Source organism: Bacteroidota bacterium, assembly GCA_018692315.1.
GTDB lineage: Bacteria > Bacteroidota > Bacteroidia > Bacteroidales > JABHKC01 > JABHKC01.
In genome coordinates, this window is the sequence record JABHKC010000165.1 from 26882 (window position 1) to 40978 (window position 14097).

At 33.0% G+C, this 14097-nt stretch carries 4 protein-coding genes; 1 reads left to right on the forward strand and 3 read right to left on the reverse strand.

Annotated features, from left to right (window positions below):
• Window positions 1–14: 14 nt before the first annotated feature.
• From HN894_12840 to HN894_12850, 3 genes are all read right to left on the reverse strand, one after another.
• On the reverse strand, window positions 15–1316 hold the full coding sequence (locus tag HN894_12840; protein MBT7144206.1) for a T9SS type A sorting domain-containing protein: 1302 nt from the start codon (window positions 1314–1316) through the stop codon (window positions 15–17).
• A gap of 405 nt (window positions 1317–1721) precedes the next feature.
• Window positions 1722–2345, reverse strand: a complete 624-nt coding sequence (locus HN894_12845; protein MBT7144207.1) for a response regulator transcription factor — start codon at window positions 2343–2345, stop codon at window positions 1722–1724.
• Window positions 2346–2380: 35 nt separating this feature from the next.
• Entirely contained in the window at window positions 2381–4303 is a 1923-nt protein-coding gene (locus HN894_12850; GenBank protein MBT7144208.1) for a hypothetical protein, read from the reverse strand.
• Window positions 4304–4441: 138 nt separating this feature from the next.
• On the opposite strand from HN894_12850, the gene HN894_12855 reads away from it, so the two are divergent.
• Complete coding sequence (locus HN894_12855) at window positions 4442–14026, forward strand: DUF1573 domain-containing protein (protein MBT7144209.1); 9585 nt, start codon at window positions 4442–4444, stop codon at window positions 14024–14026.
• Window positions 14027–14097 lie beyond the last annotated feature (71 nt).

Below are 14097 nucleotides of genomic sequence, written 5' to 3' on the forward strand. Positions count from 1 at the left end.
TTCTAATAAGATAGTTATTTTCTAATTATTAGTTTTTCTTTGAAATTTTTGGTGCCCAAAACTATTGTAACTATATAAAAGCCAGACTCTAGTTTCGTAGTACATATTTTAAAACTAAGACTTCCTTGAGGTAGTATATCTTGATAAACAAGTCTGCCATTAATATCAGTAATACTAAGTTCATTTTTCATTTTATCACTTTCAGAATTATATAATTTAATAGTAACAAAATCATTAGCAGGATTTGGATAAATACTTAAAGGAGATTTACCTGCAAGATCACTTATCGACGAAACATTTTCACGAGTTTTTCTATAAACAGTTGAATCATTTCCAGAAACATAAATGTAATTATCACTAATGGCCATATCCAATAAGCTTGATGCTCTTGATCCATTTTTATTTGGACTCCATACAGATTCCCAATGAATGCAGTCATCTGATTTAAAAAAACCACCAGAATTGGCAAACCAGAAAGTACCATCAGAAGTAATTTCAAATTCCATAATATTCATAGCCATCCATGGATCTGGTACTAATTCTTCCCAGTTTTCACCATTATCAGTTGATTTTAGTATGGCACCTAAACTTGCCACATATAGATCTCCGGTGGTTGGATGCTCGTTTAAATAACCAAGCGTAACAAATGATTCATAAACGCGTGTCCAGTTTTCTCCTGCATCAGAAGATTTAAAAACACCTTGGTTATAGGTAGTTATAAAAAAGTCTCCATTGGAAGTTAATAATGCCGAATAAATATCATTATAATCAAAAGGTCCTGAAATAAAAGTAGGTATCAAGGTCCAACTTGCTCCATCATCAGTTGAGTATTTAAAACCACCGGTATTTTCACTAAAACCACGGAAGGCGGTATAAAGTGTACCACTATTATCCATTCTGAAAACGGATGCATTAACCTGACCCATATTATCTGCAACTGTATCAATTGTTGTCCAGCTACTACCATCATCAGCAGTTAGAAATGTACTTTGTGGGAAGTATAAGCTTGTGCCAGGAAAATTGTCTTGACGTATGGCATAAAGATCCTCCTGATTGTTAAAAAAAGCTGTGGCAAACTTCTCATCGTTCACCTGAGTCCATGTGCTACCATTATCTATCGAAAGCATTGCTTCATAATACGTCGAGTTCAGAAAATGATAAGCTTGATAAGTGAATATTTTACCGGTGTTGCTTACAGCGATAGATCCATTTGGACTACTAAAATTGAAAACGGGCTCCCAATTATTCTGTGAAAAGGAGATTTTTGCAGTAATTAAAAATACTGCAACAGTTAAACAAATCGTAATTTTTTTCATAATAAATTATTTTAATATTAATGAGACAAAAATATCTCAGTCTAATTGAAGACACAATACCACAATAGTAGTAATCTTTGTTTTTGACGAGGGAACATTTAAATAATAACAGCTCTGAAGTTACACGTAATCAATGACAAATTCATATGTCATGTTTGAGATTTGTAATAAATAACCTAAATCTGCTTAGAACCAAAGCCATTTTGAAAAGTATAAATGTTTGTTATGGGGACTTCTAAAAATAGTAAATTTCAAGGCGTAAGAAATTTCAAAACCGCAGTTTACTATTGTAAATGAGGATTTTGAAATTTTGAAGCAACGAAGAAATTTGCATTTTTAGAAGTCCCCTTATATTTTTCCCGACAGGAAAAACAAATTTTTGTAAGAAGCGCAGAAGTATTTGTACTACTTATTGTAGAACTTATTCAATGCTTCGGTACGCGATTGTACTTGTAATTTAGAATAAATATTGCGGATGTGTGTCCTTACGGTTTCAGTGCTGATATAGAGTTTCGCTGCAATCTCTTTATATCGATATCCTTTCGACAACCAGTTAAGAATTTCAGTCTCCCTTTTGCTCAAATTATATTTTATTTCCTTTAGTCTTACCGAATGAAATGATTCAATTACCTTACGAGCAATACTACGGCTCATGGGTGAGCCTCCACGTTTTACTTCCGAAATAGCCTGTATAATAGACTGTATTTCAGCATTTTTCAAGACGTAACCATTGGCTCCGGCACGTAATGCTTCAAATACTTTTTCATCATCGTCAAAATTGGTACACATTAAAAACTGAATGTCAGGATATTTTTGTTTTACAATTTCCACACACTCTATTCCATTCATTTTAGGAAGTCCAATGTCCATAAGTACAACATCTGGTTTTAGCTCATCTATGCTTTCCATAAAACTTTCGGCACTTGTGAATGAATCGAGCACCCTTAATTCTTCCGAGAGGTTAAGCATCTGCTTAATACCTTTCAGTACTTCCAAATCGTCTTCAACAATAACTAATGATATACTCATACGGCAAAAATATATGTAAAATTGTTATAAAGCAATCACACTTTAGTAGTATTTAATGTCATTTGTTTTAGTTTAATGATTGTTCCTTTGTTTATTTTACTATTTAGTTTAAAAACGCCATTCAACTTTTCTGTCCTTGTTTTTATACTGCCCAGCCCAACACCTTTTTTAATGGTTTTCTGATCAAAGCCTTTCCCATTGTCCTCAACTACCAAAACCCCCAATTTATTTTTTAAACAAAACTTAATCTCAACAGTTTCTGCATCAGCATGCTTTGCAATATTGTTTAAAATTTCTTTTAATGCTAAAAATAAATTACGGCGTATTTCTGATGCAACTTCTATATCTGCCACATCATCAGGAAAATCAACATTGCACCTAATGGCCGTATTGTCAGAAAACTCATTTATATAATCGTGCATATAAAATAGCAATTCTGAGAGTTTATCATTTGTAGGGTCTATAGCCCAAATAATTTCCCTTAGGTTTTTGCTCAAATTCCTTGATTGCTCAATTACTTTTGATATACCTTCAAAGTTTCTATCAAAATCCTTTTGCAACTTAATTTGCTCACTCATAAATGAAATCCGGGTTAAACCCGATCCAATTTCGTCGTGCATATCTCGTGCTATTCTTACCCTTTCTTCTTCTCTCATTTTTAAGATGGCCAACTCTTTGAGTTTTCGTTGCCTTTGTTTTAAGAGAAAGAAAGCCAAAGTTCCACCTCCAATAAATATTACCAAAAAGAATATTAAAAACGAAATCTGCCAGCGCTGTTTCTGAACTTTAATTATAGTGAGTTCATTTTTAGCCTCCAGCATTTTAATGTTCTCCTCCTTTTGTTGTGTTTTATATTTTGCATCCAACTCAAATATTTCTTTTTGTTTCTGAAACTCAAAAATTGAATCGTTTAGTTTCATTAACGAATCGAGATATAAATATGCAAGTGTGTTTTTTCCACAATTTTGCAAAGCCTTTGCCCTTTGTTTCAAATACTTTTGTTTAAGGAAAATATCATCGGAAAAACCTAAATAAAATGCAACACTATCAAGTCTCTTAATCGCCAGGCTACATTTTTTATGGTAATAATCCGAAACAGCTAAGTTCAAATAAGTCCTGGCTATTCCTTTTGAATCGTTTATCTTTTTTTGATCATTGAGTAATTCGAGGAAGCATTCTTCGCATTTATCAGGTTTTTTTTTATAATCAATTTGAGTACATAAATTATTACGTGCACTAACAATTCCATAAATATCACCACTTTTAAGCTTTAGTTCCAGGCTTTTTTCATAGTAAAAAATAGCCGAGTCATCAATCCACTGTGTACTGTAAGCATAACCAAACGAATTATAAATATTTCCTCTTAATCCATCATTATCATATCCCTCTATATACTTCAATGCTTCATTTTGATAGTGGATTCCTTTTTGGTAATCTTTCAAATACAAATAAGTATTTCCAATATCGTTTAATGTAGCAGCAACCCGTACATCATTACTATCACTCTTATAAAACTCCAATATCTCGAAAAAACTTTTCAGTGCCTGTTGATAATCACCCTGGCTTCTTTGGGCAAGTGCTATGTTTTTGCGACTTACAATTCCTCTGGTAGGGTTACCATTATCAATGCATATCTTTAATGCTCGTGAGGCATAATAAATAACACTATCAAAATTGTGATTATTGAAATGGTACACTCCAAGGCCATTTAAGCAGTTTCCAAGATTTTCTGAATTAGGATTTTCAGAACTGTCTTTTAAGGCAGCATATAAATACTTTATGGCTGTATCGGGTTGACTGCTTATGGTTTGTTTTGCAATTTTGTATCCTATTTTCAACCTCTCCTCCGAGTTTATTGCAGTACCAAATGCAAGCTTTAAAGAGTCAATATCAGCATAAGAATACAATTGCAAAAGCAGAAAAAAAGTTAAAAAAAGTATTGTTTTTCTATTCATCATAAAATACCAATTAAATAATAAAATTAAATTTCTATCCAAATATACAATTTAATAGTATTTTTTTTAAAAAATTAATTTTGAACTTTCCAATTTTATGAATATATTTGTCAAAAGTATATTAATTTCAAAAGCAGAACAATGGAAAGAAAATTAATTATTACAGTAATCACACTATTTTTGGCATTTTGTATAAATTCTAAAACTATTTCCGCTAAAATAGAAAAATATGAAAACTCAGAAATGAATTTGAACAACACAATAGTTTTGAGTTATAATATTTCTGACTATAATGGATACAACCTAAGTTGTTTTGGCGAAAATGACGGATTTATTCAAGCCATAGCTTCAGGAGGCACTCCTCCATTTTCATATTTATGGTCAACCGGCGACACTATTGCAGATTTGCAAAATCTGGCTGCCGGAACTTATTATCTCACAGTAAGCGACTTTAATAGCCAAATTGTTACAGACAGTATTTCGCTTTCACAAGCTGATGAATTATATATTTCACCCTATATTTATCAAACTTCCTCAATTGGCGCAACAGATGGTAGCATTTCAATTTATATTTCAGGAGGAAATACCCCATATAGTTTTTTGTGGAGCAATGGTGAAACAAACGAAGATTTGAGTAATATTCAAACTGGTTTATACAGTTTCACTGTTTCTGATGCAAATTCTTGTTTCGCTATTGATTCTTTTCTTGTGCCTGAAGGAATTTTTCATGAAGTTTCAGGTTTAAATATAATTGGAATTGAAGATGCATCAGTAGATTGGGGCGATTATGACAATGATGGAGATTTAGATTTTATTTTCTCTGGAACTATAGATGGTAGTTCAACTAATGCAATTACACGAATTTATAAAAATCAAGGAAACGATGTATTTTCTATACTTGCTGCATCGAACATTGAAGATTTATGCAAAGGAACAGTTTCTTGGGCAGATTACAATAACGATGGACTTTTAGATTTCCTTGCCACCGGATATACTTATTTAAATGAAAGAAAAAGCATAATATATAGAAACAACGGAAACGATACTTTTACTGAAATTACAAGTGCAAATATCGAAGGAATAGCATACAGTTCTGTTGACTGGGGCGACTATGACAATGATGGCGATTTAGATATACTAATAGCAGGAAGTAGTGTATCGAACTATTATTCGACAAAAATTTATAAAAATAATGGAAATGATAGTTTCACAGAATTAACCAATTTGTCTTTGATAGGAATTACCTACGGAGAAGCCAAATGGGGCGATTTCGACAAGGATGGAGATTTGGATATTTTTTTATCAGGAAGAACGTCCTTAGATAGGATTAGTACAATATTTTCGAATGAAGGAAACGATAATTTTAGTCAAATTTCCGGATTACCGTTTGTTGTTGTTGCATATAGTTCGGTTGCTTGGGGCGACTATGACAGTGATGGAGATTTGGATTTGTTATTAACCGGCAATGAAGATTATTATTCTTCTGATGCAATTGTAAAAATATATAAAAATAATGGAAATTTTGATTTTTCGGAACTTTCCGGTTTATTTTCAAATGGAATATATAATGGTTCGGTAGCCTGGGGCGATTGCAATAACGATGGGCTACTTGATGTAATTCTTACAGGAGATTGTTCATACAGTTTTGTAATGAATAAAATTTTGAAAAATAATGGAGATGACACCTTCACAGATTTGTATTATTTTCCATTAGGACATTTAGACAATTCATCCATAGATATAGGTGATTATGATAATGATGGAGATTTGGATATTATAGAAACCGGCTATTATAACAGTAATACTAACCTATTTAAACTTTTTAAGAACGATATTAATTCTACAAATAATCCTCCATCGGCACCAGAAAACTTACAAACTTCATTTCTTAGTTTCAACAAATTACAACTAAGTTGGAATCAAACAACAGATGATTTGACACCACAAAACGGGATTACTTATAATTTTTATTTACGAAAAGTAAGTGGTGAAATTATTTATAATTCAATGGCAGATATAAATACAGGCTACCGAAAAATATCAGAGTCAGGAAATGCAGCTTTTGATACTTCATTTACAGTACAATACCTCGATACAGGAGTTTATATTTGGAGTGTTCAGGCAATAGATAATTGCTATCTTGGTTCTGAATTTGCAATTACCGATACTTTCGAGATTCAAGTTAAAATAACTCCTAATTTAATAGATTTTGGAACTTTAACTACAAGTATTTCAGATACATCACAGTTTATTTCTATTTTTAATTTATCTCAAGATACAATCGTTATTGATAGTTTAAATTTATTGGAAGAGCCTTTTAGTATTGGTTTCAATACATTCCCGATTGAAATTTTACCGGGCGATTCAATTTTCATTGAAATATCAATAAATCAAGCTTTTACAAATGGATTTTATAATGAAACATTAAATATTTATTCTTCAGATTTTTCGTCTCCTATTCTATTCGAAGTTTTAGGTGGAATATCTTTATATGAAATAGTTACAGGAACAAATATCGAAGGAGTTCAGGGGAGCATAGCCGAATGGGGCGATTATGATAATGATGGAGATTTAGATCTTTTGCTATTTGGCCAAATATATAATTATCCGAATACAATCTACAAAAACAAACTATATAAAAACAATGGAAACGATACATTTACAGAAATAGCTGAATTTCCGGCAATACAATCAACTGACGATATTGAATGGGGCGATTACGATAATGATGGCGATTTAGATTTTATTGTTGCCGGTAGAATTTCTTATTACGATGGCCTTACCAAAATTTACAAAAACAATGGAAATGACACATTTACAGAACTTGTTGTAAACGATTTAGAACAAGTTAGAGATGGAGCAGTAGCCTGGGGCGATTGCGACAACGATGGCGATTTGGATATTTTACTCACAGGAGAAAGAAATTCATATTATCCTATTTCAAAAATTTATATAAATAATGGAAACGATAATTTTTCCGCTTTAAGTAATATTTCAATTGAATGGATTGAAGACAGTGAGCAAAAATGGGTAGATTTTGATAATGACAGCGATTTAGATTTCTTATTAAGTGGAATAGACAATGCCAATAATAAAATAACCAAACTATATATAAATGAAGGTGAAAATTCCTTCACAGAGTCGCAAACAGCATTTCAGGGATTTATTGATGCTTCAATTGCTTGTGGCGACTACGACCAGGATGGTGATATTGATATTTTGATTTGTGGCTCAACAGATTATAATAATGCAGGAATTATGACAAAATTGTACAAAAATCAAGGGAATAATCAGTTTTTGGACATTATTGGTTTTTCAATTCCTGAAGTTTACAATCAGTCAATAGCATTTGGCGATTACGATAATGATGGAGATTTAGATGTCCTGATATCAGGTTCAAATAGCTGGACACAAGCAATAAGTAGAATCTATCGCAATGAAGGCAACGATATATTTACGGAAGTAAAAACCTTACCATTTGAAGGCATTTCCTTTGGTACCGCAATTTTTGGCGATTACGATAACGATAAAGATTTAGATGTGTTTCTAAGCGGAAGTAATGCTTTGGGACAACCAGTTTGCAATATTTACAAAAACTATTGTTTAACTGAAAACAACCCTCCTACTCCACCAACTTATTTAGAGATTTCCATAACTGGTTTTAATGATGTTAAACTTGCGTGGAATCCTGCATCAGACGACCATAGTTTACAAAACAGTTTGAGCTATAATGTTTATCTGTACAAAATTGGTGGCGATACCATTTGGAACTCTATGTCGAACATTTCTTCAGGTAACAGAAAAATTGTCTCTATGGGAAGCACAAATTTAGATACCTCATGGACAATAAATAATCTTGTAGCCGGAACATATGCCTGGAGCGTTCAGGCAATTGACAATAGTTTTATAGGTTCAGAATTTGCTCTTGAAGACACTTTTGAAACTACAATAAATATTTCTCCTAATTCTGTCGATTTTGGGCAAAACCTGCCAAACATTAATGACACCTCAATAAGATATACGATTAGCAATTTTGGTCAGAATACAATTACAATTGATAGTCTAAGCCAAATTTCCCAGCCTTTTAGTTATACAACTACAAGCCTGCCATATCAAATCATTCCCGGAGATTCACTTATAATTCACATAAGTTTCAATCGAATGCACGAAGATGGATATTTTGAACAATCATTAAATATTTACAGCTCTGTATCCCTTGAACCTACCGTATTAAACATTGAAGGTGAAATACACTATTTTACTGAAGTTCAGGGCAATAATATTGAAGGGCTTTATGAAGGTATAACAGATTGGGCAGATTATGATAATGACGGCGATTTAGATTTTATTATAGCAGGTCGAACTTCTTCTTGGAATGTAAAATACACAAGAGTCTATCAAAATTTCGGAAACAATAGTTTTGTCTATTTGCCAAGCACTCCTTTTTCTGGCGTATCAAATGGTTCTACTTCATGGGGCGATTACGATAATGATGGCGATTTGGATGTTTTATTAACTGGTAGCCAATATAGTTCACCCTCAAATATTTCAAGAATATACAAAAATCTCGGAAATGGAAATTTTTCATTACTAACTGACCTTTATGGAATGTCATTAAGTGAAGGAGAATGGGCAGATTTTGATAACGATGGCGATTTAGATATTCTAATATCCAGCAATTATTATGGAACTAAATTATACAAAAACGAAGGAAATGACATATTTACCGAAATGGCAGACTTAGGATTTCCTAATAATGGCGGAGCAATAGATTGGGGCGACTACGATAATGATATGGATTTAGATGTTTTATTTTATTCTGGCAACAGTGATTGTATTGTTTATAGAAATGACGGAAACGATACTTTTTATGAAATATCAATTAGCACATTATCGGTAAATACAAAACCAAGAGCCTACTGGAGCGATTTAGATAATGATGGAGATCTTGATATTTTCTTATTACGAACTACAACATCCTACAATTCCTCTGATGTTTCAGCATTCATATACGAAAATATTGGTAACGACAATTTTTCGGAAATTACAGGTCTGTCAATGATTGCACCGATTGACGGCTCTGTTGATTTAGGCGACTACGATAATGATGGAGATATTGACATTTTCCTATGCGGAAAAAAGGATTACTCTCCTAAAAGTTGGATTTATAAAAATAATGGTAATTTTTCATTCACTGAATTTCCTCTTTCAAGTATAACCGGTGCTACCGGTAGTTCTTCAAAATGGGGCGATTATGATAATGATGGCGATTTAGATCTATTACTCACTGGGCATGATGGTACAGACATTATTTCCACTGTTTTTAAAAACAACTGCTTAGCACAAAACAATCCTCCATTGTCGCCACAAAATCTAAACTCCTTTGCAACAAGAAATGATGAAATATTGCTTTCGTGGGACAAATCTACAGATGATGTAACACCACAAAACAGCTTGAGCTATAACTCATTTTTATATAAAGTTGGTGGCGACACTATCTGGAGTTCAATGTCCGACAATACTTCCGGGCTAAGAAGGATTCCAGATAACGGAAATGCAAGCAAGGACACTTCATGGCTAATAAATAATCTTAATTTTGGAACTTACAATTGGAGCGTACAAACAGTTGATCGAGCATACTCGGGTTCGGAATTTGCAATTGAAGCAAGTTTTGAGATGAATATTCTTATCGAATCTGAAACAATTGATTTTGACACAGTTAGCATTAGTAATATTTCAGATACTACAAAATACTTTACAATTTCAAACTTTAGCCAAAACGATATCATCCTTGATAGTATAAAAATAGAAAATAATGTATTTAGCTGCGGTATAAATAATTTTTCATACACAATTCTTTCTGGCGATTCCTTGCAAATTCCTATCATTATGCACCGTACTCAAATCGGATATTCCGAATCTGTTATTGATATTTATATTTCACAATTTCCCTTACCATCGCAAATTTTGGCCAAAGGTTCTGTTAGCCAGTTTGTAAAAGTTGAAGGATTGCAGTTTCAACAAATTGCAAACGGCTATGTATCATGGGGAGATTGCGACAACGACAACGATTTAGACATTTTACTTACCGGAAGTACAAATTCCGACACTATTTCGAGAATTTATATTAATGAAGGAAATGATATTTTCAATGAAATAACTACAGCAAATATTGATGGAGTTGAAAACAGCGTAACAGATTGGGGCGATTACGACAAGGATGGCGATCTTGATATTTTAATAGTTGGCGGCTCGAATAATTCGACTGCTATGTGCAAAATTTACAGAAATGACGGTAATAATATTTTTATTGAATTAACAAATCTAAACTTGGAACAGTATTATGATGGAGCTGCTGCCTGGGGCGATTATGATAACGATGGCGACTTAGATTTTATTTATTCCGGAACCAAAATTATAAATCAGGTTTATACCAAAATTTATGAAAATAAGGGAAACGATATTTTTGAACCATTAGTTGGAGCAAATATTACAGGATTTTACGACAATTCTATTGCCTGGGGCGATTACGACAACGATAGTGATTTAGATATTCTGATTTCCGGCAGAACAACTACTTATTCGGGTGATGCTGCAAGCAAAGTTTATAAAAATAATGGGAATGGAAATTTCACAGAATTGACAAACCTTCCTTTTGTCCAGATATATAAAAGTGAAGTTTCATGGGGCGACTATGACAATGATGGAGATCTTGATATTCTATTAAACGGAACAACCAGTTATTCGGGTAGTGAATATCATTCTAAAATATACAAAAACATTGGAAATGACAGTTTTACTGAATTAATCGGAATGCCATTTGAAAACCTCGGAGAGGGTTCGCTTATTTGGGGCGATTACGATAACGATGGCGATTTAGATGTTTTTAGTTCTGGCAAATCAGGTCCTTGGCAAAACATTATTATCAAATCAATAATGTATTTAAATGAAGGAAACGATATTTTCACAGAATCGGAAGGCTATTATTTAGAAAATGTTTACAATAGCTCAATAGTCAGTGCCGATTACGATAACGATGGCGATTTAGATATTCTACTCACCGGGCTAAATCAATCAGAAGAGCCAGTTACAATTTTGTATAAAAATCACACTTTTATTCAAAATAATCCTCCGCAAACTCCTACAAATATTAGTAGCGAAATTGTTGCAATAAATGAGACAAAACTAAGCTGGAACAAAACAACAGACGATAATACACCTCAAGATGGTTTAAGCTATAATGCTTATATATATAAAGTTGGAGGCGATACCGTTTGGAGTTCTATGGCAAATATCAATACAGGTTTTAGGAAAATTCCAAAAATTGGAAATTCCAATTTGGATACTACTTGGACAATCAATAGTCTTGAAACCGGACTATATAAATGGAGCGTTCAAGCAATTGATAATTCATTTTTTGGTTCTGAATTTGCAATTGAAGAAAGCTTTGAAATATTTACTCAAATTGATGAAACAATTCTCGATTTCGGAAGAGTTCCGCTGCACCCAAGCCTTGATTCTATATTGTCTGTTAAAATTAAAAATTCTGCACAAAACTCTCTCTCTATCAACAATATTGTTATAAATTCTCCTTATAGTCATAATATCCCAAACCTTCCTTATACAATTGCACAATCCGATTCCTTGATTATTGATGTTTCTCTTGATCGCAGTCATCTTGAAGGAAAATACTACGACACTTTAGAAATATATTTTGCACAATACAATCACTCAACTGAAATTATTTTAAAAAGTTATTTAGCTAGATTTACAGAACTCCCGGGCTTAAACTTGCCGGAAATTTCTAGGGGTACAACAGCTTGGGGCGATTATGATGGCGATGGCGATCTTGATGTTCTCCTTACCGGAAGATATTCTATTATTGATATTACAAAGCTTTATAAGAATATAGGCAACGACAATTTCCAACAAGTTGTAGGTTTGCCTTTTGCAAATGTTATGAATAGTTCGGCAGCCTGGGGCGATTGCGACAAAGACGGCGATTTAGACCTTTTCCTATCAGGATATACTGATAATGGACCAATTTCCAGGATATATAAAAACGAAGGTGATGATCTTTTCACTGAAATGTCTTTCCCATTTCCAAATTTAGAATCTGGAGCAGTAGCCTGGGGCGATTACGATAATGATGGAGATCTTGATATTTTACTATCAGGAATGATGAGTTATCAAAATTATTTTACTTATATCTTTAAAAATGCAGGGGATTTTGATTTCAATCTAATAAGCACTCCCAATATTCCATATCTTAGAAAATCTTCAGTTGCATGGGGCGACTACGATAAAGATAACGATTTGGATATATTAATTTCCGGCTCAAGTAGCACAGAAGATATTTGTAATGTGTATAAAAATATGGGAAATGATACATTTTCCGCATTAGCTGAATTCTCTGTTTCCGGAGACTATGGAACAGTTGAATGGGCAGATTTCAACAACGATGGATATCTTGACATTTTATTTGCCGGACAAAATAATTTTAATTCAGAAATTTACATATATTTGAATCAAGCAAATGATACTTTTATTAATATTTCAAATTTAGAATTATCAGGAGCTCGCTATGGCAAAACCACTTGGGGCGATTGCGACAACGATGGCGATTTAGATATTTTTACTACAGGTGAAAATTCATCGGAACACATTACAAAAATATACAAGAATCAAGGGAACAATGTATTTACTGAAATGGGAGGTTCCGATTTAGTTGGAGTCCAAAATAGTTCTCTATCTCTTGGCGACTACGATTTCGATGGAGACCTGGATTTTATTCTTCTTGGCGAAAAAGACACCTATAATAAACTATGCAGAATTTATAAAAACCATAGTTACACTACAAATAATCCACCTTTGGCACCAAATAATTTGTCATCTGAAATAAATGACACCATCACTAATTTGTCATGGGAAAAATCTACAGACGACCATAGCTCACAAAATGCTTTGAGTTATAATGGATATTTATACAAAGTTGGTGGCGATACAATTTGGAGTTCTATGTCGGATATAAATTCCGGATTTAGAAGAATACCTGCTTTGGGTAACGCAAGCCTCAACACTTCCTGGGCTATCAAAAATCTTAGTTCCGGAAACTATCACTGGAGCGTTCAGGCAATCGACAATTCTTATTCAGGTTCTCCATTTGCTCCCGAGCAGCTTATTTCTATTTTTGGTGTAGATTTCGTTGCAGATACTACCATCGGATATGCTCCACTTCAAGTTCAATTTACCGACCTGTCCACCGGAAACATATTACTTAGATATTGGGATTTTGGCGATGGAAATACAAGTATGGATCAAAATCCAGTCCATATTTTTGCAGATACCGGTTCATACACAATCCAACTAATAGTGTCCGATGGAGTAGAAATAGATACATTGATAAAACTAAACTATATTTTTGTAGAAGAAGGAACTTTTGTACCAAACTTTGCGGATTCAAAACCATTCATTCTCCACCAAAACAAACCAAATCCTTTTGCAGAAACAACAGAAATTTCGTTCTACATCCCAAAACAAACTGAAGTTGAAATTTCAATTTATAATATTCTTGGAGAAAAAATTCAAACTCTTGTATCAAAAACTTACTCAATCGGGGAGCATTCAATAAAATTCAATTCAAAAAATTACAATCTAGGAACATATTTTTATAAAATGACTTGCCCTGATTTTGTTGACACAAAAAATATGATTATTTTGGAATGATTTGTTGAAAATGATGACAATAACACAAAAAATATAAATGTTAATTAAAAACTTAGTCATATGAAAAATGT